Consider the following 21,894-nt stretch of genomic DNA (forward strand, 5'->3'; position numbering starts at 1 on the left):
AGCAGGGAATTTGTTCTCCACCGGCCGCATGAGAAGTCCGGGCGCGGGTTATTTCTAGCCGTGCCCTGCGTCTTGCCGCACCCGAATCGTCACAGGCACGAGGGCAATTCCGACAAATGGACCAGGAGGTTCATATGATGAAGAGATTGGCCGCGGTCGGCATCATGTCCGCCGCCTTCGGCGGCGCGCTGCTGGCGGCACCGCCGGCCCTGGCCGACACCACCGCCGCCCATCAGGCCAAATCGGGAGTGAGCCACTACGGGCATCACCACCACAAGTGCGACAAGGCCCGCACTCTGGCCACCATCTACAAGTGCGAGCTCGGCGTCTATGACCTCCGCCACTACATTTACAAGGAAGTCCTCGGCTCTCTGAAGGGCGGCCACTACCACGCCTACCGGTACAAGCACCACGGCCACCACGACGGCCACAAGTACGACGGCCACCACGACGGCCACAAGGGCCACGGGGACAAGAGCGGCGCTTACAAGGACTCCTACTACAAGGGCTACGACCAGGGGTACAACGACGGCCGCAGGGACGGGTACCGCGACCACTACGAGGGCGGCCACAACGACCACCACAGGCACGCCTTCGACGACGGCTACCGGGACGGCTACAAGCACGGCTACTACGACAGCCGCAAGGACGGTCCCAAGCACGACGGCCACCACGACGGCCACGGACACCACTGACCAGATGAGGGCGTTGCCATAACGCCCGGCCGCGTCAATCGCATATGGCCATCCGTTGAACGCATCCGGAGGATGGACACCAAGGGGCGGGGATTCAATTTCCCGCCCCTTATCGATGCCTGAAGCGCGAGTTCACAAAAATTGGCGGTGCACGCCGGAGAAAGCCGCCGCCGGAAGGGCGGGCGGCCTTGCCGGCGCCGCAGGCCGGCCCGCGTGAGAACGGCCGTCCCCCGCTCAGCCGCCCCGCCCCCACCGCCGCCGGCGCCCGGCCGGCAGAGCCCGGACGTCCCGAATCCGGCCTTCTTCACGACGCGCCGCGGCCGCGACACACCGGACGCGATATCGCCTTCTGCATCCGTTCTGCGACGTTACCGGCAGTGTGCGAAGTTTCAGCCGTCCGATGTGAGGTAGGCCGTGCACACCACGTCAAGGAGGTCCTTGGCGGGCGGGTATGGGCGACGCCCCAGGCCGCCGGTCAAGGGCCATGCACATGGACGACGGCGCCACCGCGCACTCGCGCGGTGCGCCCGCGCAGTGGAGGTGAACGTAGTGGCTCTGCCTACCAGGCGTCATCGCGGACTCGAGCAGTGGACCCCGTGGGCCGGACGCTCCTGGGACCCGTTCTCAGACTTCCAGCAACTGTGGGACCAGATGGGGCGGTTCTTCGCCACGACGGCCCCCGAGGTCGAGGCCGGCACCTGGCGCCCGCTGGCCGAGACCGAGGAGACCGACGACGCCTACGTGGTGCGCGCCGAGCTTCCGGGATTCTCGCGCGACGACGTCCAGGTCGAGATCACCGGCAATGAGCTGCGCATCTCCGGAGAGGCCAAGGAAGAAGAGCACGGCAAGGTGCTGCGGCAGCGCACCGGCAAGTTCATGTACCACAGCACCCTGCCCGCCGACGCCGACGTCGACAAAGTCGACGGCGAGCTGGTCGACGGCGTGCTGACCGTGCGGGTGCCCAAGATCGAGCAGAGCAAGTCTCGGCGCATCGCGCTCAAGGGCTGAGGACCACCGCCCACGTCTTGCGGTGCGGACACCGCCGCAGGGTCCGCACCGCAGGCGCGGCAGGAGGAGGTGAGGACCGATCATCACGGCATTGATCGTTCCGCTGGTGGTCCTGGTCGGCCTGATGCTCATGCAGTGGCTGGAGACGGCGCTGCTGCCCTCCCCGCCGGATACCGCGCCCGGCCCGCCCGCCTCCGACCCACCGGATGAACGGACCGGCCCGGCCACAACCGAGCAGCGTGAAAAGCACGCACCCGCCACGCCCCGGCCGGCGCACGCCGCGCACCGGCGGGCGCCTGTTCATCGAACCGCCCGGCACGGCCGGGCATCGCTCCATCACCACAGGAGATGACGCGGCGCTCCCGCCCGGGAGCGCCGCCCGCCGGGCCCGGGCCGCCTCAGGCGGAGACGGCGTCGCCCACCTCGGCGCCGGTGGAGCGGCGTCCCTCCCACAGCGCGGTGAGCGCGGTGGCCGTCAGCACGCGCACGCCCACGCCGATGCACCGCTCGTCCACATCGAAGTCCCCCCGGTGCAGGTCGTACTCCTCGGCCGAGCCGGGGGTGCGCACGCCCAGGCGGGCCAGAGCGCCGGGGATGGACTCCAGGTACCAGCCGAAGTCCTCCCCGCCCAGGCTCTGCGGGGTGGGCACGGGGGCGTCCTCGCCCAGCATCCGGGTGGCCGCGTCGCGGAACATCTGCACGCTGTCGGGGTCGTTGACGGTGGGCGGCACGCCCCGCACGTACTCCAGGGACGCCTCCACGTCGTAGGCGGCGGCCACCGACTCCAGCAGCGCCTTCATCATCTCCGGCGCCTTGTGCCAGGCCTCATCGTCCAGGCAGCGGACGGTGCCCTCGGCGATGCCGTCGTCGGGGATGGCGTTGGCGACCGAACCGGCCGCCACCCGGCCCCACACCAGCGACAGGCTGGAGCGGGGGTCCACCCGGCGCGACAGCGCCGCCGGCAGCTCGGTGACGATCTTGGCCAGCGCATACACCAGGTCGGCGGTCAGGTGCGGGCGCGCGGTGTGCCCGCCGGGGCCGGTGACCTTGACGTAGACCTTGTCGCAGGCGGCGGTGATGGGACCGCTGCGCAGCCCCAGCTCGCCGACCTCGATGCGCGGGTCGCAGTGCAGCGCGAAGACCCGGTCCACCCCGGCGATGCCGCCGGCCGCCATGACGTCCAGGGCGCCGCCGGGGTGCTCTTCGGCGGGCTGGAACAGCAGCCGGACCCGGCCGGGCAGCAGCCCGGCGTCCGCCTGGCGGGCCAGGAACAAGCCGGTGCCCAGCACGATCGCGGTGTGCACATCGTGCCCGCAGGCGTGCGCGACGCCGGGGACGGTGGAGCGGTAGGGCACGTCCTTTTCGTCCATCAGCGGCAGCGCGTCGATGTCGGCGCGCAGCGCCACCGTGGGGCCGTCGGCCGGGCCGATGTCACAGATCACGCCGGTGCCCTTGGGCAGTACCCGGGGGTGCAGGCCGGCCGCGGTCAGCTCCCGCACGATCTGCTGGGTGGTGCGGTGCTCGGCATAGCCGAGTTCGGGGTGCATGTGCAGGTCGCGGCGGAAGTCGATCAGCTTCTGGTTCTCCCGGGCCAAGAACGCCTCAAGCTGCGTGTGCAGCGCCGCGCCGTTCCACGACGCGCCCTCTTCCCGCGGCCGTGGCTCATCGGCCACGGCCACCGGCTCAAGTCCGGGCATCACCCCGGGTCCCGGCTGTGTCATCTGTGCCCCCTGAGAATCGGTGTCCCGGTCGCCTGGTCCAGAGCCCTGGCGGGGGTCGCGCTCCCCGCCGGCGGGTGCCGGCCGGGCCGGAGACGAGTAGGAGTCGGCTTCGCTGTCTGCACGTCGTGCCGGTGTCGCTTCCGGCGACGGGTACGAGTGCGGCCCGGCCGCTGGGGCCGGGCCGGCGGCTGCGGGTCGGCGCCCGGGCTCGCGCCCTCCTGCCGGTGGCCGGGGAGCACCGTCAGCTCCCTCCATATGCCACCTCCCGGGGATTGACGAACCTGTCTTCTGCCAGTTCGGTGACGGCGGCCTCCACGACATCCTCAAGAGTGCCGCCCTCGGCGCGGATCGCGCGCTGGCGTTCGTACGGGGCCCCGTGTTCGAGGACCTCGCCGGCCACCTTGAGCTGCTCGGCGCATCCCAGCCGGTCCGCCACGGGCTCCAGTTCCCTGATGAGCTCGTACAGGTCGTCGCGGAGCGGGGTGGTGCTCCCGCTGTCATCGGTGATCACGATGGCGTCCAGGCCGTAGCGCGTGGCCCGCCACTTGTTGTCCCGTACGACCCATGCGGCCGGTCTGGGCAGAGTGTACCCGCGATCCAATTGCTGGTCGAAGAGGGTGACCAGGCTCTGGCACAGGGCGGCGGCCATGCCGACCTCGCGCAGGGTGGGGATGCCGTCGAACATCCGGATCTCGACGGTGCCCAGGTCCGGATGCGGGCGGATGTCCCACCAGACCTCTTTGATGCTGCGGATGCTGCCGGCCCGCAGCAGGGTGTCCATGTACTCTTCGAACTCCGCCCAGTCCGCCAGCAGGTGCGGCGGCCCGGCGGTGGGAAGCTGGCCGAACACCACCGCCCGGCTGGAGGCCAGCCCGGTGTCGTGGCCGCTCCAGTACGGGCTGGAGGCGGTCAGCGCCAGAAAATGCGGCAGATAGCAGGCCAGGGCGTTGACGATGGGGATCGCCTTGGCCGCGTCGCGGATCCCCACATGGACGTGCACCCCGAAGGTCTGGATGCGCCGGGCCAGCCACTGCATCTGCTCGACCAGCTCGGCGTAGCGGCGCACCGGCGCCATCACCGCCTCCTGCCAGCCGCTGATGGGGTGGGTGCCCATGCAGGCCAGATCGATGCCCCGCGGCTCGGTCACCGAGCGCAGCCGCTCGACGGTCTCGGCCAGATCCGCCACGGCCTCGCCGACCGTATGGCAGATATCGGTCACCACCTCGACCGTGGATTCCATGATCTCGTGACGGAGCTTGGGATTTTCCCGCCCGGTGCTCAGCTCGGGCAAAGCGGCCAGCACCCGGCGGGCCTCCTGGCGCAGCAGCCTGCTGTGGGAGTCGACGAGCTGCAGTTCCCACTCCACGCCCAGCGTCGCGCCCCGCGACGCCTTGAAGTCAATGGCCACGGCCAACCTCCAGGCACAATCCTTGCAGGTCGATGCGTGGCACGTGGCGCAATTGGGCCAGCGCATCCCTAAGCCCGGACAAATACCCGATCCGGCGGTGTCCAAAGTGTGGACGTCTCCATGATGCTCCCCGCCCCGCACCGGGCGCCGCGCGCCCCACCCGTCCAGACCTCAGTTGACCCGCCCGGACGGCGGCCGGACGCATTCGGTGGCTCTGGGCGGCCACTTCCCGGCGACCGGAGCACCACCCGATCGGGCTAGTCAGCCGTCCGAAACCCGGGAGATCGGCGCCCGTTTGCGCCAGATCCCGACGCATGACTCATCACCCACCCAACCCTGACGGCATAGCGGGCGTCAACGAAGTTATGACCGGGTACCGGCAATCCGGGATGGTCACTACTCTTCGCGGAGCCATGAGAAACACACCTCGCGCGATCACCGCGCTCACCGCGCCACTGCTGGCCGTGTCCCTGGCCGTGCCATCGACCGCCCTGGCGGCCGCCCGGCCCGTGGCCCGAGAACCGATCGGAGGTCCCCGCCTCGGTGAACGCGGAATCGTGGTGGATGTGGGGCCGGGCGCCAAGGCGCCGCCGAAAATCGCCGCCGGCGCCTACATCGTCGCCGACGCCGGCACCGGGCAGGTGCTGGCCGCCAAGAACCCGCACGGGCGCTTCCTGCCGGCCAGCGCGCTGAAAATGCTCACCGCCGTGGCGCTGATCCCCAAACTGGACCCGAACGCCACCGTCCGGCCCACCCGGGAGACCTGCGAGGTGGAGGGCAGCAAGGTCGGGATGACCCCCAAGCTGACCTACAAGGTCTCCGACCTGTTCCACGCGCTGCTGATGGTGTCGGGCAACGACGCGGCCCTGGCGCTGGCGCAGGCCGCCGGCGGGGTGCGGGCGGCCCTGGACTCCATGAACGCCGAGGCCCGGCGGCTGCAGGCCAACGACACGCTGGCCGGCTCGACCAACGGCCTGGATGTGGACCTTGGGCTGACCGTCAAGACCCAGCACACCTCCGTCTACGACCTGGCGCTGATCATGCGGCAGGGGCTGAAGATGCCGCAGCTGCGGGCCTACATCGGCAAGAACCACCACTACTGGCCCGCCCCGCCCACCAAGGAGCAGCGCAAGAAGGGCAAGAAGATCGGCGGCTACCCGATCTACTCCCACATCCGGCTGCTGCCCGGCCAGCGGTACGAGTACCCGGGGGCGATCGGCGGCAAGAACGGCTTCACCATGGCCGCCGGGCAGACCTTCGTGGGCGCCGCCGAGCGCAACGGGCGCACCCTCATCGTGGCGCTGCTGCGCGGGGAGAACCTGTGGCCGGACGTCACCAAGCTGCTGGACTGGGGCTTCGCCTACGGCCCCAGGGTCAGGCCGGTCGGGGTGCTGGTCGAGCCGGTGGACGCGGCCGCCGGTGAGCCGAGCGCCGCTGCGAGCGCGGCGGCCTCGCCGCATGCGGCGCCGGCCGGGTCTTCCGGCGGCGGCTGGCTGGTGCCGGCGGGCGCCGCGGGCGGCGCCGTGGTGCTGGGGGGCGGTCTGCTGTTGCTGCTGCGCCGGCGCCGGACGGCCGCCGCCGGCCCCGCTCCCGCCCGCGTCCCGGTGCAAAGCGGCCCGCCTCCGCAGCTGGGAGGCCATGTCAGGCGGGTGCCGGGCGGTGACGACCCGCTGAACCCGTCGGAGGGAACCAGGCGCTGAGCGCCCCCGGACCGGCCGGCCCGGGGGCGGTGCCGTCCAAGCGGCTCGCCGAGCGCGCGGCGACGCCCGCGACGCGCAGATCACCCGGCTGCAGGTCGTGGCGCGCAAGCGGGCCGGCCCCCAGAACCGGGTCGGCCCGGGACCTTGACGACGGGCCCTCAAAGCCCGGCGGGATGGGCGGTGGCCCCGGCCGCCTCGGCCCGTTTCGCGGACCGTTCCCGCGCGGCGGCGTCGTCCGGGTGCGGCTCGGCCGCTCCGCCGCGGCCGGCGGCGTCCGCCTCCAGCACCGCGCTGCGGGTGGCGCTCCAGGCGGCGGCGAAGACCACGAAGCGCGCCACCAGGTAGATCCACACCAGCAGCCCGGCCACCACGGCGAAGGAGGCGTACACCGGGTTGCCGGCGGTGCGGGCCACCAGCAGCGCGCCGACCTGCTTGAGGATCTCGAAGCCGACCGCGCCGAACAGCGCGCCGCCGGCGATGCTGCGCCAGGGGGCCCGGGTGCCCGACAGCCGGGAGAACAGCATCAAAAAGATCAGCGTGTTGCAGCCGATCGTCACCGACAGGGTCAGCAGCCGCAGCAGCAGCCCGGCCACCACGGCGTGCTCCAGGCCCAGCCATTGCAGCACCGCATGACTGGCCTGGCCGGTGACGGTGGAGCCGGCCACCGACGTGATCAGCACGACGCCCAGGAACAGCAGCGCGCCGATGTCATGAAGCTTTTTGAGCAGGAAGTTGCCGCCCCCGGTCGGGTCGCCCAGCCAGATGTCGCGCAGCGCCTCGCGCAGCGCGTTCATGCAGCCCAGCCCGGTGTAGATCAGCCCGGCCACGCCCAGCAGGCCGACCGCTCCCCACGCCTGGGCGATCTGGGCCACCTCGATCTCACCGGCCAGGCCCGGCAGCAGCTCGTTGATCGCCTGCACCAGGTACTCGCGGGCCTGCTCGCTGGCCCCCACCAGGTAGCCCAGCAGCGCGTACCCGATGGCCACCAGCGGGAAAAACGACAAGAAGGCATAAAAAGCGATCGCGGCGCCCAGCCGGTTGCCGCGTTTATCCCGGTAACGCTCGGCGGCGCGGGCCATGTGGTCCACCCACGGGTGGCGACGGCGCAGTTCGCGCAGTGCCTTTCCCACCCGGTCGCTCCGGTCCGCCACCCGGCGCCGCACGCCGTCGATCACCCGTGCCATGGGAGATTCCATACCCGCCGCCGACTGGGCGATTCAACGCAAGAGCGGTGCTGTGGATAAGGGCATCCGACCGCCGAATCCCGTTCGATAGGCCGATTCCGCACGTCGGGGCACAGCCGGGGACGCCTCTTTGAGCCGGCGTTCCCGCAAGCCTGGGCCGCGTCCCCGCCGAGTTCACTCCCCCGGCGGTTGTTTCTCCCGCCAGGGACCCGCCTCGCCCGAGCCGAAGGGGTAGTCCCGCAGCGGGCGCCACACGCCGTCCGGGCCGTGCTCATACAGCGAAAAGCCCCACACGGTGAACTCGGCCCGGTAGCCGGCCAGTTCCTTGAAGGCCCGGTCCAGCACCTCCTCGGGCAGGTCGTGGGCCACCGTCACGTGCGGGTGGTAGGGGAACTGCAGGTCACGGGCGAGCGGGCCGCTGCGCACCTTGGCCTCCAGCCGCTCGCAGGCGCCGATGCCGTCCGAGAGCGCCACGAACACCACCGGGGAGACCGGACGGAAGGTGGCGGTGCCGCTCAGCCGGATGAGGAAGGCGCGCTCGCCCTCGGCGACCCGCCGCAGGTGCGCCTCGATCGCCGGCAGCCGGCCGCCGTCCACCTCGGTCGGCGGCAGCAGCGTGATGTGGGTGGGAATGGAACGTGCCAGCGCGTCCCCGAACGACTCCCGCCAGCGCTGCAGCTCGCCGCCGTAGGGTTCGGGGATCGCGATCACCACGCCGATCGTGCGCGGGTCCGCGGCGGCCGTCGCCGCTTCCCCCCGCCGCGGCCGCTCCCGCGTCAGCGGAGCCTCACAATCCACGTCCCACGAATCCCACGCGTTCGCGGACGATCTCCATCGTCCGCGCGGCGACCGCACCGGCCCGGGCCGCCCCGTCGGCCAGGATGCGGTCCAGTTGCTTGTCGTCCTCCAGCAGCTTCTCGGTGCGTTCCCGGATCGGGGTGAAGGTATCCAGCAGCAGCTGGGCCAGGTCCTTTTTGAACTGGCCGTAGCCCTGCCCCTCGTAGCGCCGCTCCAGCTCCGCCACCGGCACGCCCTCCAGCGCCGCGTAGATCCGCAGCAGGTTGGTGATGCCGGGCTTGTTCTCCTCGTCGTAGCGGATCTCGCTGCCGGTGTCGGTGACCGCGCGCATGATCTTCTTGCGCATCGTGGACGGCTGCTCCAGCACCTCCACGATGCCCTGCGGGCTGGAGGCCGACTTGCTCATCTTGACCGTCGGCTCCTGCAGGTCGGTGATCTTGGCCGCGTCCTTAGGGATGTAGGCGGTGGGCAGCACGAACGTCTCACCGAAGCGGTGGTTGAAGCGCTGCGCCAGGTCGCGCGTCAGCTCCAGGTGCTGGCGCTGGTCCTCGCCCACCGGGACCTGCAGCACCTGCCCCTCGCCGGGCTCGGGGGTGTACAGCAGGATGTCGGCGGCCATGAGGATCGGGTAGGTGAACAGCCCGACCGTGGTGGCCGAGGCGCCGTACTTGGCCGACTTGTCCTTGAACTGCGTCATCCGGCTGGCCTCGCCGAACCCGGTGAGGCAGCCCAGCACCCAGGCCAGCTCGGTGTGCTCGGGCACGTGGCTTTGCACGAACACCGCCGCCCGGTCCGGGTCCACGCCCATGGCCAGCAGCTGGGCGGCGGCCACCCGGCTGCGGCGGCGCAGCGCCGCCGGGTCGTGCTCGACGGTGATCGCGTGCAGGTCCACCACGCAGTAGAACGCCTCGTGAGTGTCCTGCAGCGCCACCCACTGCCGCAGCGCCCCCAGGTAGTTGCCCAGGTGGAAGGAGTCGGCGGTGGGCTGAATGCCGGACAGGACACGTGGCGCGGTTACCGAGGACATGGGCACGATTCGATTCTGTCAGGCCCCGTCGCAGGCGAGGTCCCCCAGGCGGCCGGCCCCTTGCGGGGACGCCGCCGACGACGGAGCGGTTTCGGTTCCCCCACGCCGCCCGGGTTCCCGGCCGGCGTGGAACGGCGTCGGCATGACGCGCACGCCCGCCGCGGCGGACCGCCGGCGGGCGACCGCGGTGCGCCCCGCGGGCCCGGCTTGCCGCCCCGGGCCGGCGCACCCGCGCGTCGTGCTCATCATATTCGGCTCCACCGTTCCCGATCGGTTCGCAACGGTTCACAAAGAGGTCAGGGACGAGCGGCGAACCGGACCGCATCCCCGGCGCCGCGGCCGGAACCGGACCATCCGGACCTGCCGCCCGGCCGCGGCGGGCTAGGCTGAGGAACCTCCCCGCCTGCCCTGTTTCCTTTGGAGGAGTCTTCGTGAAACTGCTCGTCACCGGAGGCGCCGGTTACATCGGCAGCGTGGTCACCGCCCAGCTGCTGGAGGCGGGGCATGAGGTGACCGTCCTGGACGACCTGTCCACCGGCCATGCGGACGCGGTGCCCGAGGGCGCCCGCCTGGTGCGCGGCACCCTGCGCGAGCAGGCCGCACCCGTGCTGGAAGGCGGCGGCTTCCAGGCCGTGCTGCACTTTGCGGCCAAGTCCCTGGTGGGCGAGTCCATGGAAAAGCCCGGCCTGTACTGGGACCGCAACCTGGGCGAGTCGCTGGCGCTGCTGGAGGCGATGCGCCGGGCCGGGGTGGGCCAGATCGTCTTCTCCTCCACCGCCGCCACCTACGGGGAACCGCAGTCCACCCCGATCCTGGAGACCGACCCGACCCGCCCGACCAACCCGTACGGGGCCTCCAAGCTGGCGATCGACACGGCGCTGAGCGAGTACGCCCGCATGCACGGCTTCGGCGCGGTGTCGCTGCGCTACTTCAACGTGGCGGGCGCCTACGGCCGGTTCGGCGAGCGGCACACCGTGGAGACCCACCTGATCCCCAACGTGCTGGCGGTGGCCGCCGGGACCCGCCCGTCGGTGAAGATGTTCGGGGACGACTACCCCACCGCCGACGGCACCTGCATCCGCGACTACATCCACGTGGTCGACCTGGGCGTGGCGCACCTGCTGGCGCTGCAGGCGTGCACGCCCGGCGAGCACAAGATCTTCAACCTGGGCAACGGCAACGGCTTTTCGGTGCGCGAGGTCATCGAGGTCTGCCGGGAGGTGACCGGCCATCCGATCCCGGCCGAGGTGGCGCCGCGCCGGCCCGGCGATCCGGCGGTGCTGGTGGCCTCCTCCCAGAAGATCCAGGCCGAGCTGGGCTGGAAGCCCGAGCACGACCTGCACCGCATGGTCGCCGACGCCTGGGCGTTCCTGCGCTCGCAGAGGTGAGCGGGCCGGTGGATCCGCTGCTGGCGGCCTTCGAGGAGGCCTACGGCCGGCCCCCGCAGGGGGTGTGGCACGCCCCGGGCCGGGTCAACCTGATCGGGGAGCACACCGACTACAACGACGGGCTGGTGCTGCCGTTCGCGCTGGCCCAGGGGGTGTCGGTGGCCGCCGCCCGCCGCGACGACGGGGTGCTGGAGCTGCGTTCCCTGCAGGCCGCCGCCGACGGCCGCACCGTGCGAGTGGAGGAGCTGACGCCCGGCGCGGTGGACGGCTGGGCCGCCTACCCCGCGGGGGTCGCCGCCGTGCTGCGCGAGCACGGGGTGGGCGGGGCGTCCCTGCTGATCGACTCCGATCTGCCGCAGGGCGCCGGGCTGGCCTCGTCGGCGGCGCTGGAGTGCGCCGTCGCGCTGGCCCTGTGCCAGCTGCACGGCGTGGAAATCGAACGCGCCGAGCTGGCCCGCCTGGCGCAGCGGGCCGAGCGGGAGTTCACCGGCACGCCCTGCGGGATCATGGACCAGTCGGCCGCGCTGCTGTGCACCGCGGGGCACGCCCTGCTGCTGGACTGCCGCAGCGGCCTGTCCTCCCAGGTGCCGCTGCCGCTGGGTGAGGCGCTGTCGCTGCTGGTGGTCGACACCCGCGCCCCGCACGCCCTGGCCGACGGGGACTATGCGGCGCGCCGGGCCGAGTGCGAGCGGGCCGCGTCCCTGCTGGGGGTGGACTCGCTGCGGGACGTCAAGGACCTGGCCGGGGCGCTGGCGAGCCTGCCGGAGCCGGTGCTGCGCCGCCGCACCCAGCACGTGGTCACCGAGAACCACCGGGTGGAGGCGGCCGTGGGGCTGCTGCGCGCCGGGGCGCTCGCCGAACTGGGCGCCCTGCTGACCGCCTCGCACCTGTCGCTGCGGGACCAGTTCGAAGTCTCCTGGCCGCGGGCGGACGCGGCGGTGGAGGCCGCGCTGCGGGCCGGGGCGCGGGGCGGCCGCATGGTGGGCGGCGGCTTCGGCGGCTCGGTCATCGTGCTGGCCGCCGCCGACCGGCTCGCCGACGTCCGGGGGGCCATCGACGCCGCCTACGCCGAACGCGGCTGGCCCGCCCCCGCCTACCTGGAGGCCGTTCCCTCCGCAGGGGCCCGCCGCCTGCTGTGAAGCGCCGGTGACCTTTTCGGCACGCCGCCGCAGGTCGCACGCGGGGGCGGTGCCGTGGCCGGGAGCGCCGCGGCACCGGGCGCCCGCGGGCTCCCGTCCCCTTGGGCCGGGTGCCGAAAAGGTTCACTCCTCGCCGGCGGCGGCCAAGAGCCGTTCGCGGAAGGCGGCGGCGGTGTCGGCGGCCTGCCGCTCGCCCAGTTCGGCAAAGCCCGCGATGGCCTGCTCCACCTGCTCCAGCGCCTCGGCGAGGCGGCCGACGCCGGCCAGCAGGTGGGCGTGGTCGTAGCAGACCGCCGCCGTCTCCCAGGTCCGCGCCGCCGGGTCGCCGGCGGGCAGGTCGTCGAGGGCGGCGCGCGCCTCCGCCATCGCCTGCAGGCCCTCCTCGGGGCGGCCGCTCCAGGCCAGGCACATGGCACGGCAGCGGCGGGCGCGGACCACGCCATAGGGGTCGCCGGCGGCGGTGAACGCCTCGGCCGCGGCGGCGTACCGTTCGGCGGCCAGGGCGCTGCGGTCCAGGCGCGACAGCGCGTCGGCGGCCTTCTCCAGCAGCCGGGCGGCCGCATGCGGGCGTTCTTCGCGCTCCTCGGCGGCCAGCTCGGCGTAGATGTCGGCGGCGCCCGCCTCGCCCAGCTCTTCTTGGGCCTGGGCCAGCAGGTAGCGGCAGCGGCGCTCGGCGTCGTGATCGGCCAGCTGCGCCAGCATCGGCCCGGCCTCCTCGGCGACCTCGGCCGCCTCAAAGTGCCGCCCGGCCTGCAGCAGCGCGGCGGCCAGGTCCAGCCGGGCGTAGGCGGCCTGCGGGGCGATGCCGGCGGCGGTGAAGGCGGCCACCGCCTCGATCAGGTCGTCGGCGGCGTCGGCGAACCGGCCGCAGGCCATCAGCCGGCCGCCGCGCACCGCGTGCGCCGACGCCCGCAGCGGGCTCTGCTGGACGGGCAGGCGGGCGATCGCCTCATCCAGCAGCGCCAGCACCTCATCGGGCCCCTCGGCGGGCGGCTCGGGCCGCCGGTGCATCACCAGCTGGGCCAGCAGGAACGCCACCTCCCCCGACCACGTGACGCCGTCGCTCTCGCGCAGGGCCGCATACCCCCGCCGCAGCGCCTGCTCGGCCTCGTCCGCGCGGTCCAGGTCGAGCAGCACCCGGCCCCGCAGCACCTGGCCCTCGGCCGCTTCCATGGGGTCGGTGAGGTCACCGGAGTCGAGCACCTCCAGCGCCTCGGCGGCCCGGCCCAGCTGCAGGAGGGCGCCGGCGAGCCGCAGCCGGGCCGCGTCCGCCCACCGGGTGCCGGCGGCGATCTCCTCCAGCCGGGCCAGGGAGGCGGTGAGCAGGTCGAGCCCTTCGTCGACGCGGCCCAGGGCGCACCATGCGGCGCCCACCCGGCCGCGGGTGGACTGCGCGCGGGTCTCGTCGCCGGCCCGCAGGTGCAGCTCGGCGGCCCGCTGCCAGCAGTCCGCCGCGCCCGCCATGTCACCGGCCGTCATGCGTTCCAGGCCCGTCCCGTCGGCCCGCCGTCCGGCCTGGGCGGCGGTCGGCTCGGTCACCAGCTCATCGAAGCGGCGCCAGGCCGCCAGCGCCGCCGGCACATCGCCGCGGGTCCAGGCGTCCTCGGCCGCCTGCAGCAGCTCATCGGGCCCATCGGCCGCGGCGGCCGGCGGCGGGGGCGGCGCCGGGCGGCGGGCATAGGGGGACAGCGGCAGCCACTCGAGGATCGGCTCGGCCTCCAGCACCGCGCGGACCCGGTCGCCCTGGCAGGAGCTGCCGTTGCGGGCGTCGAACCGCCCGGCCAGCTCCAGGGCCTGCGCCGTCAGCTCCCGGTGCAGCTCGGCGGCCGCCACCGGCTCCCCGGACGGGCCGCGCAGCGTCAGTCCCTCGCCGGTGTCCGCCATGCGCAGCACCAGCGCCGCGGCCGCCGCAAAGCGCATCCGCGCATACGGGCTGGGCGCCCGTTCCAGCCACTCCAGGTGGCGCTGCAGGATCTCCAGGCCGCGCGCATGGTTGCCGGTCCGTGCGCAGAACTCCATGTGGTCGGCGATGTCGGCCATGTCGCGCAAGTTCGCGCGGGTCAGCCGGTAGGCGCGGCGGTGCGCCCGGGCGGCCTCCTCCAGCCGCCCGGTGGCCAGGTAGGCCGGCAGCAGCGCGGTGAGGATGTTCTGCGGCTGCTCGGTGCAGTTCAGCTCCCGGCCCAGCACCGGGGCGGCGACCTGCAGGGCCTCCTCGTGGCGGCCCCGCGCGATCAGGTGGCGGACCTTGCCGGTGGGGTCGCAGCCCTCGCAGTCCGACAAGGCGTCCCGGGGCGCGGCGTGCCATTTGGCGAACCACTCCTCGGCGGCCTCCTCATCGCCCACATGCCGGGCCACCACGTGCCGGTAGTGGTAGACGGCCTGCAGGCTGTGCCCGCCGAGCCGGTAGCGCCGCTCCATGTCGTCCAGGACGGCATAGGTGCGGTCCAGCGGGATCTCCGGGAACAGCGTCAGGGAGTTGACGATCCACTTGAACTGCCACAGCAGCACCTGCTCGCCGCCGAACCGGCCGGGGTCGGAGTCATGCTGCGACAGGCAGCGGCTGAAGGTGGCGAACGCCTTGGCCGGCTCCCCGCCGTGCTGGTAGGAGCCGGTCAGCTCCATCCGCACGCGGTAGGCCAGCACCGGGTCGCCGGTGGCCTCGGCCCGGCGCAGCGCGTCCTCGACCAGGACGGTCCTGGCCTCGCCGTAGGGCAGCTCCTCGGCCCGCGCCAGCAGCGCGTGGACCTCCTCGACGCTCACCCGCCCTCCCCCGGCTTGTGCACGGCCCAGTCGAGCAGGCCCAGGAACGAACGGTTCAGCACCGCGGCGTCGGCCGGCCGCAGCGGATGGCGGCCCAGCAGCAGCGCCTGCCCGTACAGCGCCTGCACCGCCACCTCGATCAGCCCCTCCTCGCCGAGCGCGGTGATCCGCCTGGTCAGCGGGTTGCGGTGGTTGAGGATCAGCTGCGGGCGCTCGGCGGCGTGCATGCCGCTCAGCGCGCCCAGCACATCGGCCCACAGCTCGTCGGCCTGCTCGCGGGCCTCCTCCAGCTCGGCGGCGTGCCGGGCGGCCCGGCTGGTCAGGTACAGCGCCGGCAGCGACGCCGGGTCGAAGTCGCGGACGACCACCTCGCAGCCCAGCCGGTCCACGGCCCGCTGTGCGGCGGCCAGGAAAGGCCGCAGCGCCAGCTCGGTGGCCGGGTCCAGCACCCCGAAGGAGGTGGCCAGCTCGGCCGGGTCCAGCCGGCGCAGCGCCGCGTCCGGGTCGATCCGCCGCAGCCGTTCGATGATCTCGGTGTCGTAGACGTAGCCGCCGTTGACCAGGCCCACGCCCTGGGCGCCCGACACCGCCGACAGCCGGCGGAACTCGTCCACATCGGGGGTGTAGCGGCCCTCCGGGTGGCGGCGGCGGAACTCCGCCAGCGTCATCGGCCCGTCGGAGGTCTCGAACTCCAGCCACCGGTCGACGATCCGCAGCATCTCATCGTCGTGCAGGGCCATCGCCTTGACCCCCAGGTGGTGCAGCCGCAGGAACCCGCGCAGCCGGGCCGGGTCGGTCTCGGCCAGCTGCACCAGCCACTGCCGCAGCCGCTCGCCCAGGGCCTCCCGGGTGGCCTCCAGCAGCTCGTCCTCATACAGCGCCTCACGGCCGGCGGTCGGCTTCAGCTCGGTGGCGTCCACCACGCAGCGCACGAAGAACGCCCACTCCGGCAGCAGCCCTTCGACGCTCTCGGCCAGCAGCATCCGCTTCAGGTAGACGCGGTGGCCGCCGCGCGCGCCCGGCGAGACCTGCTGGGGGATGACGAACGCCACCCCGGTCAGCCCGGCCTGCGGCACCTGCAGGTCGATCACGTCGAAGGGCTCGAACCCGAACAGCTCGCGGCAGTAGGCCGCCAGTTCCCGGCGGCGCCGCACCGGGTCGGGGTGGGCGGCCAGCCAGGGCGGGCCGCCGCCGGTGACCTCGCGGCCGTCCACGGTGACGGCATACGGCAGCAGCGATCCGTAAAGGCGGGCCAGTTCGGCGACGGTGGCGGGGGCCAGCAGCTCGGCGGAGCCGGGCCGGGCCCGCAGCGTGACCGTGGTGCCCGCCTCCTCCCGCCGCCCGGGGCCCACCCGGTAGCGGCCGTCGGCGTAGCCGGTCCAGGTGACCGCCGGGCCGCCGCGCGCCGAGCGGGTGACCACCTCGATCTCATCGGCCACCAGGAACGCCGACAGCAGCCCGATGCCGAACTGGCCGAGGAAGTCGTGGCGGGCGAACCCCAGCTCGTCCCGTTTGGAGGAACGGCCGATGGTGGCCAGCAGGCGGTGCACTTCCTCCTCGGTCAGGCCCACCCCGTCGTCGTGGACGCGCAGCGTCCCCGCGCCGTCGGTCTCGATCCGCACCCGGCCGCCACCGCCGCGGGCGGTGATCGCATCCACCGCGTTCTGCAGCAGTTCCCGCAGGTAGACGCGGGGGCTGGAGTACAGATGGCGGCTGAGCAGATCGACCACGCCGCGCAGATCGACTTGGAACGCCTGGTCGGCCACCGATGGTTTCCTCCTGATCGCCCCGGAACGCGAAGGTCAAGCCTAGCGGCGGGCCGCCCGGGGGATCCGGCCACCGGTGAAGCCCTCCGGACGAGCCCGGGCGGGGCGGGGGACGCAACGCCCCCGCCCCGCCCGGGTCACGATGAAGCCGGGTGGAGAACCCGTCAGATGAGGCCGAGGTTGCGGACCGCGTCGCGCTCCTCGACCAGCTCGGCCACCGAGGCGTCGATCTTGCCGCGGGAGAACTCGTCGATCTCCAGGCCCTGCACGATCTCCCACTTGCCGCCGGAGCAGGTCACCGGGAAGGAGGAGACCAGGCCCTCGGGGACGCCGTAGGAGCCGTCCGACACCACGGCCATCGAGGTCCAGTCGCCCTCGGGGGTGCCGTTCACCCAGGTGTGGATGTGGTCGATGGCGGCCGAAGCGGCGGAGGCGGCCGAGGAGGCGCCGCGGGCCTCGATGATGGCGGCGCCGCGCTTGGCCACGGTCGGGATGAAGTCGTTCTCCAGCCACTCCTGGTCGCCTACGACCTCGGCGGCGTTGCGGCCGTCGATCTCGGCGTGGAACAGGTCGGGGTACTGGGTGGCCGAGTGGTTGCCCCAGATGGTCATCTTCTTGATGGACGAGACCGGGACGCCGGCCTTCTTCGACAGCTGGGCGATGGCGCGGTTGTGGTCCAGCCGGGTCATCGCGGTGAACCGGTCGGCCGGCACGTCCGGGGCGTGCGAGCGGGCGATCAGCGCGTTGGTGTTGGCCGGGTTGCCCACCACCAGCACCTTGATGTCGTCGGCGGCGTGGGCGTTGATGGCCTCGCCCTGCGGCTTGAAGATGCCGCCGTTGGCCTCCAGCAGGTCGCGCCGCTCCATGCCCTTGGTGCGCGGGCGGGCGCCCACCAGCAGCGCGATGTTGGCGCCGTCGAAGGCGGTCTTCAGGTCGTCGGTGATGTCGATGCCGGCCAGCAGCGGGAAGGCGCAGTCGTCCAGCTCCATGGCCGTGCCCTCGGCGGCCTTGATCGCCTGCGGGATCTCCAGCAGCCGCAGCCGGACCGGTACGTCCGGGCCGAGCAGCTGCCCGGAGGCGATGCGGAACAGCAGCGCGTAACCGATCTGCCCGGCCGCGCCGGTGACGGTGACGTTGACTGGAGTGCTGGTCATGGCCTTCATCTCCTGGCGAGCCTGACGAGCGCAGGCGACTGGTGGTCGTTTCCGGTTCTCTCGTTGTCGAGATATCCGCAGTCAGCGTATCGCGCGCCGTCTCCCCCGCACTTCCCGCCCCGCGCCTGCCGGAACGCGAAGGCCGCCCCGGGTTCTCCGAGGCGGCCTTCAGCACCCTCACCCCTGCTTGTGCGGGGACGACGGATGACCGTTCCCGATCAGCGACGCCGGGCCGGGATCGCTCCCGCGGTCACGGGAGGCGATCAGGGCGTCACTTTTCGTTGATCTTCTTCTGGAGGTTGACGTCCAGCGCGTGCAGGAACTCCTGGGTGGTCAGCCAGGGCTGGTCCTTGCTGATCAGCAGCGCCAGGTCCTTGGTCATCTGCCCGGATTCGACCGTCTCGATGCAGACCTGCTCCAGGGTCTCGGCGAACTTGATGACCTCGGGGGTGTTGTCCAGCTTGCCGCGGTGGGCCAGGCCGCGGGTCCAGGCGAAGATCGAGGCGATCGGGTTGGTGGAGGTGGGCTTGCCCTGCTGGTGCAGCCGGTAGTGGCGGGTGACCGTGCCGTGGGCGGCCTCGGCCTCCACGGTCCGGCCGTCGGGGGTCATCAGCACCGAGGTCATCAGGCCGAGCGAGCCGAAGCCCTGGGCCACGGTGTCGGACTGCACGTCGCCGTCGTAGTTCTTGCAGGCCCACACGTAGCCGCCCTCCCACTTGAGGGCGCAGGCGACCATGTCGTCGATCAGGCGGTGCTCGTAGGTCAGGCCGCGGGCCTCGAACTCCTCCTTGAACTCGTTCTCGTAGATCTCGGCGAACACGTCCTTGAACATGCCGTCGTAGGCCTTGAGGATCGTGTTCTTGGTCGACAGGTAGACCGGGTAGTTGCGGTCCAGGCCGTAGCGGAACGAGGCGCGGGCGAAGTCCTCGATGGACTTGCGGAAGTTGTACATGCCCATCGCGACGCCGCCGCCCTCGGGGTAGCGGGCGACCTCGAACTGGATGGGCTCGGAGCCGTCGTCGGGGGTGTAGGTGATCGTCAGGGTGCCGGGGCCGGGCACCTTGAAGTCGGTGGCCTTGTACTGATCGCCGTGGGCGTGACGGCCGATGACGATGGGCTTGGTCCAGCCGGGCACCAGGCGCGGGATGTTGGAGACGATGATCGGCTCGCGGAAGACCACGCCGCCCAGGATGTTACGGATCGTTCCATTGGGCGAGCGCCACATCTGCTTGAGCCCGAACTCCTCCACCCGGGCCTCGTCGGGGGTGATGGTGGCGCACTTGACGCCGACGCCGTACTTCTTGATGGCGTTGGCGGCGTCCACGGTGACCTGGTCGTCGGTGGCGTCGCGGTTCTGGATGCCCAGGTCGTAGTACTTCAGGTCGATGTCCAGGTAAGGCAGGATCAGCTGGTCCTTGATGAATTTCCAGATGATCCGCGTCATCTCATCGCCGTCGAGTTCGACGACCGGGCCCGCTACTTTGATCTTGGGCATGCTGTTGCTGTCCCTTCCACACCGGCCAGCAGTCCTTCGTAAGGCTCACTGGGAGGCTATCCAAGCCCGGTCAAAGGTCTAGACCTGGGCCCGACATTTCGCTCTATTGCGTCACATTCTCGCAGGTGGGGGCATGCCGGACGAGCCTTGGCACCCCCTTTGCGACCGCCCGCGGGCGTCCCGGGCCGTCATAGGGTCAACGCACGCGGGGGCCGTCATGTGCCCGCCATGACCGTCGCAGGCCGCGGGCCCGCTCAGTCACCCGGCACCACCCAGGCCACCACGGCGACGGCGACGGCCAGGGCGGTCATGGTCAGCACATCCAGCCACTTCTTGCGGATGGCGAGCATGCCCACCTGGCTTTCCGGCAGCACCAGACGGGCCAGCGCCCCGAACAGCACGCCGGCCGCCAGCAGCGCCGAGCCCTTGCGGAAGTGGTTGGTGGCGTACATGACCAGCGACCCGGCCACTCCGCACAGCGCCAGCACGTACGGCAGCTGGCTCAGCCAGTGCGCCGAGGAGGCGGCCTTCTTGCGCGCCCCGGCGCGCCGGCGGCGCCGCAGCGTCACCTGCTGCGCGCCCTCGCCGGGGGACTCGCCGGGGGACTCGCCCTGCCGGTCCGTGTGCTCGCCGGCCACCGCTCCGTCCTTCCAGTGGCATGCATGAGGCCGCCGCGCCGGGCGGCGCGCCACTCGCGCGTCCGTTCACATGGTGAGAATGGGCGGCCCGTTTTAGGACGATCTGTCCGGAACGCTCCCAGCCGCCGGTCCTCGAGTCTACTCGCCGGGCCCTCAAAGGCGCCGAATCCCTTATGAGATCGGACCTACTCACCAGTAACAGGGTGTGGCAGCCCCATGGACGGGTAACCCGCTGGACAGGGGTCGCTAACTAGCTGGGAGGACTGCCGTGGAGGGGCCGTTCATACGGATCGAAGACAGCGGCATGGTGGTGGCGCTGCGCCCCGAGGTGACGACGGTCGGGCGAGGTAAAGGAGTCGATGTCCGCCTCGACGACCCGAGCGTGTCCCGCCTGCACGCCGAGATCGTCCGGCGCGGGCCTTATGTGTACGTCGTCGACATGGGCCTGTCCCGCAACGGGACCCGGGTCAACGGCCGGCCGATCGCCCGGCGGGTGCTGGAGGACGGCGACGTCGTCAGCTTCGGCACGGCGCGCTGCCGGATGGGGGGCATCCCCCGCGAGGAGGTCGACCCGGACATCGAGCTGCGGCGCGCCGTCGCCCCCGAGCTCACCAGGCGGGAGGTGGACGTGCTGACCGCCCTGTGCCGTCCCGCTCTGTCGGACGCGGCGTTCGTGGCCCCCGCCACGGCCCGCGACATCGCCTCCGAACTCGTGGTCACCGAGGCCGCCGTCAAGCAGCACCTGCTGCGCCTCTACCAGAAGTTCCGCATCCCGGAGGGGGCCAACCGGCGCACCCGGCTGGCCAATGAGGTGATCGCGATGGGCCTGGTCCGGCCGCTGCCGCCGGTGCACGTGCCCCCGCAGAACCGCCCTCCCATGGACGCCAGGGCCACCGGGGAGCTGCGCCGGCCGGGCGCCTCCGGCGTGGCCCACAAGCCGGTGCCGGGCCGCTCGGCGGGCCATCCCGGCCGTCCGCCGGCCGGCACGGCGGGCCGCAGGGCCAGCTGACGGCCGGCGGCGCACGGACGTGCGGTCGTCGCCCCAGGGCAGCGCAGACGAGCGGCGGCCGCACCCGGCGCCGGCCCGGTGATGCATGGCGCGCGTCATGGGGCCGACGCCGCCGGGGTTGGGGGCGAGCCAGCCGGCGACCTCGGCCACATCGGCGGCGACGTCCCCGGCGAGCTTGCCGTTCACCCGGGAGACGCCCACATCCAGCACGGCGGCGCCGGGCTTGACCATGTCGGCGGTGATCAGGCCGGGCACACCGGCGGCGGCCACCACGATGTCGGCGCGGCGGGTGTGCTCGGCGAGGTCCTTGGTGCCGGTGTGGCACAGCGTGACGGTGGCGTTCTCGCTGCGCCGGGTCAGCAGCAGGCCCAGCGGGCGGCCCACGGTGATGCCGCGGCCGACCACCACGACCTCGGCGCCGCGCAGCGGGACCTCATAGCGGCGCAGCAGCTCCACGATGCCCTTGGGGGTGCACGGCAGCGGGCCGGGCTGCATGAGCACCAGCCGGCCCAGGTTGATCGGGTGCAGCCCGTCGGCGTCCTTGGCCGGGTCGATGCGCTCCAGCACCCGCTGCTCGTCCAGGCCCTTGGGCAGCGGCAGCTGGACGATGTAGCCGGTGCAGGCCGGATCGGCGTTCAGCTCGGCCACCGCCTGCTCCACCTGCTCCTGGGTGGCGTCGGCGGGCAGGTCGCGGCGGATCGACTCGATGCCGACCTCGGCGCAGTCGCGGTGCTTCATCGCCACATACGAGCGGCTGGCGGGGTCGTCGCCGACCAGCACCGTGCCCAGCCCCACGGCGACTCCGCGTTCCCGCAGCGCGGCGACGCGCTCTTTGAGGTCGGCGCGGATCTGAGCCGCCGTTGCCTTGCCGTCCAGGATCTTTGCAGTCACAGGCCCAATTCTGCCAGTGCCCCCCACCGCCTCCGGCAGGGGACCGGACCGGCCGCGGCGGCGCCGCAGCCCGGAGACGGCATGACGGACGCTCCCATGCCGGGGCGCGGCAC

Annotated in this window: 15 protein-coding genes and 2 pseudogenes; 6 read left to right on the top strand and 11 right to left on the bottom strand. The window is 72.5% G+C overall.

Annotation, left to right across the window (positions count from 1 at the left end):
• The first annotated feature begins 137 nt into the window (after positions 1-137).
• Both BUE48_RS20885 and BUE48_RS20890 read left to right on the top strand, forming a co-directional pair.
• Positions 138-695 (top strand): FliH/SctL family protein, encoded by a 558-nt coding sequence (locus BUE48_RS20885; protein WP_286990789.1) that lies wholly within the window; start codon positions 138-140, stop codon positions 693-695.
• Between the two features lie 549 nt (positions 696-1,244).
• The gene (locus BUE48_RS20890; RefSeq protein ID WP_012854508.1) at positions 1,245-1,703 is read left to right on the top strand and encodes an Hsp20/alpha crystallin family protein; all 459 of its coding nucleotides are present in this window, start codon (positions 1,245-1,247) and stop codon (positions 1,701-1,703) included.
• A gap of 398 nt (positions 1,704-2,101) precedes the next feature.
• On the opposite strand, the gene BUE48_RS20895 is transcribed toward BUE48_RS20890, so the two are convergent.
• Together BUE48_RS20895 and BUE48_RS20900 are read right to left on the bottom strand one after the other, a co-directional pair.
• On the bottom strand, positions 2,102-3,424 hold the full coding sequence (locus BUE48_RS20895; RefSeq protein WP_286990790.1) for a M20 family metallopeptidase: 1,323 nt from the start codon (positions 3,422-3,424) through the stop codon (positions 2,102-2,104).
• Positions 3,425-3,665: 241 nt separating this feature from the next.
• The gene (locus tag BUE48_RS20900) at positions 3,666-4,832 is read right to left on the bottom strand and encodes a glutamate--cysteine ligase (protein WP_012854510.1); all 1,167 of its coding nucleotides are present in this window, start codon (positions 4,830-4,832) and stop codon (positions 3,666-3,668) included.
• A 413-nt stretch (positions 4,833-5,245) separates the two neighbouring features.
• Here BUE48_RS20900 and BUE48_RS20905 point away from each other — a divergent pair, with 413 nt between their 5' ends.
• Positions 5,246-6,532, top strand: coding sequence for a D-alanyl-D-alanine carboxypeptidase family protein (locus BUE48_RS20905; RefSeq protein ID WP_286990791.1), 1,287 nt, complete (start codon positions 5,246-5,248; stop codon positions 6,530-6,532).
• Between the two features lie 158 nt (positions 6,533-6,690).
• Here BUE48_RS20905 and BUE48_RS20910 read toward each other — a convergent pair whose 3' ends face one another.
• The 3 genes from BUE48_RS20910 to trpS form a co-directional block, all read right to left on the bottom strand.
• On the bottom strand, positions 6,691-7,716 hold the full coding sequence (locus BUE48_RS20910; RefSeq protein WP_286990792.1) for a YihY/virulence factor BrkB family protein: 1,026 nt from the start codon (positions 7,714-7,716) through the stop codon (positions 6,691-6,693).
• A gap of 174 nt (positions 7,717-7,890) precedes the next feature.
• Complete coding sequence (locus BUE48_RS20915) at positions 7,891-8,427, bottom strand: 2'-5' RNA ligase family protein (RefSeq protein WP_286990793.1); 537 nt, start codon at positions 8,425-8,427, stop codon at positions 7,891-7,893.
• Between the two features lie 76 nt (positions 8,428-8,503).
• A complete protein-coding gene (gene trpS, locus BUE48_RS20920; protein WP_286990794.1) occupies positions 8,504-9,541 on the bottom strand; it encodes a tryptophan--tRNA ligase in 1,038 nt (345 codons plus the stop codon).
• A 431-nt stretch (positions 9,542-9,972) separates the two neighbouring features.
• Here trpS and galE point away from each other — a divergent pair, with 431 nt between their 5' ends.
• Together galE and galK are read left to right on the top strand one after the other, a co-directional pair.
• On the top strand, positions 9,973-10,929 hold the full coding sequence (gene galE / locus BUE48_RS20925; RefSeq protein WP_012854515.1) for a UDP-glucose 4-epimerase GalE: 957 nt from the start codon (positions 9,973-9,975) through the stop codon (positions 10,927-10,929).
• A gap of 8 nt (positions 10,930-10,937) precedes the next feature.
• Positions 10,938-12,068 carry a galactokinase gene (gene galK, locus BUE48_RS20930; RefSeq protein ID WP_286990858.1) on the top strand — a complete coding sequence of 377 codons (1,131 nt, stop codon included), beginning with the start codon at positions 10,938-10,940 and terminating at the stop codon, positions 12,066-12,068.
• A gap of 123 nt (positions 12,069-12,191) precedes the next feature.
• Here the strand turns inward: galK and BUE48_RS20935 are convergent, their stop codons facing one another.
• The 5 genes from BUE48_RS20935 to BUE48_RS20955 all read right to left on the bottom strand — a co-directional run bounded on the left by BUE48_RS20935 (position 12,192) and on the right by BUE48_RS20955 (position 19,881).
• Positions 12,192-14,828, bottom strand: a complete 2,637-nt coding sequence (locus tag BUE48_RS20935; protein ID WP_286990795.1) for a hypothetical protein — start codon at positions 14,826-14,828, stop codon at positions 12,192-12,194.
• Positions 14,825-16,594, bottom strand: coding sequence for an HSP90 family protein (locus tag BUE48_RS20940; protein ID WP_012854518.1), 1,770 nt, complete (start codon positions 16,592-16,594; stop codon positions 14,825-14,827). The genes BUE48_RS20935 and BUE48_RS20940 overlap by 4 nt, the downstream gene beginning before the upstream one ends.
• Before the next feature lie 164 nt (positions 16,595-16,758).
• On the bottom strand, positions 16,759-17,748 hold the full coding sequence (locus BUE48_RS20945; RefSeq protein WP_012854519.1) for a malate dehydrogenase: 990 nt from the start codon (positions 17,746-17,748) through the stop codon (positions 16,759-16,761).
• Positions 17,749-18,019: 271 nt separating this feature from the next.
• Positions 18,020-19,243, bottom strand: coding sequence for an NADP-dependent isocitrate dehydrogenase (locus BUE48_RS20950; RefSeq protein WP_012854520.1), 1,224 nt, complete (start codon positions 19,241-19,243; stop codon positions 18,020-18,022).
• Between the two features lie 254 nt (positions 19,244-19,497).
• A complete protein-coding gene (locus BUE48_RS20955; protein ID WP_012854521.1) occupies positions 19,498-19,881 on the bottom strand; it encodes a DUF3017 domain-containing protein in 384 nt (127 codons plus the stop codon).
• Positions 19,882-20,149: 268 nt separating this feature from the next.
• Between BUE48_RS20955 and BUE48_RS20960 the strand changes: the two are divergent.
• A pseudogene (locus BUE48_RS20960) lies at positions 20,150-20,725 on the top strand (FHA domain-containing protein); the annotation flags it as partial.
• 249 nt (positions 20,726-20,974) lie between these two features.
• Here the strand turns inward: BUE48_RS20960 and BUE48_RS20965 are convergent.
• Positions 20,975-21,781: pseudogene (locus BUE48_RS20965) on the bottom strand (bifunctional methylenetetrahydrofolate dehydrogenase/methenyltetrahydrofolate cyclohydrolase); the annotation flags it as partial.
• Positions 21,782-21,894 lie beyond the last annotated feature (113 nt).

This window comes from Thermomonospora sp. CIF 1 (assembly GCF_001896795.1).
Lineage (GTDB): Bacteria > Actinomycetota > Actinomycetes > Streptosporangiales > Streptosporangiaceae > Thermomonospora > Thermomonospora curvata.

Bases quoted from the DNA above. Each gene is read 5' to 3' on its own strand.
- BUE48_RS20895 (WP_286990790.1), bottom strand. From the start codon at position 3,424: ATGACACAGCCGGGACCCGGGGTGATGCCCGGACTTGAGCCGGTGGCC.
- BUE48_RS20885 (WP_286990789.1), top strand. From the start codon at position 138: ATGAAGAGATTGGCCGCGGTCGGCATCATGTCCGCCGCCTTCGGCGGC.
- BUE48_RS20945 (WP_012854519.1), bottom strand. From the start codon at position 17,748: ATGACCAGCACTCCAGTCAACGTCACCGTCACCGGCGCGGCCGGGCAG.
- BUE48_RS20950 (WP_012854520.1), bottom strand. From the start codon at position 19,243: ATGCCCAAGATCAAAGTAGCGGGCCCGGTCGTCGAACTCGACGGCGAT.
- BUE48_RS20905 (WP_286990791.1), top strand. From the start codon at position 5,246: ATGAGAAACACACCTCGCGCGATCACCGCGCTCACCGCGCCACTGCTG.
- trpS (WP_286990794.1), bottom strand. From the start codon at position 9,541: ATGTCCTCGGTAACCGCGCCACGTGTCCTGTCCGGCATTCAGCCCACC.
- BUE48_RS20910 (WP_286990792.1), bottom strand. From the start codon at position 7,716: ATGGCACGGGTGATCGACGGCGTGCGGCGCCGGGTGGCGGACCGGAGC.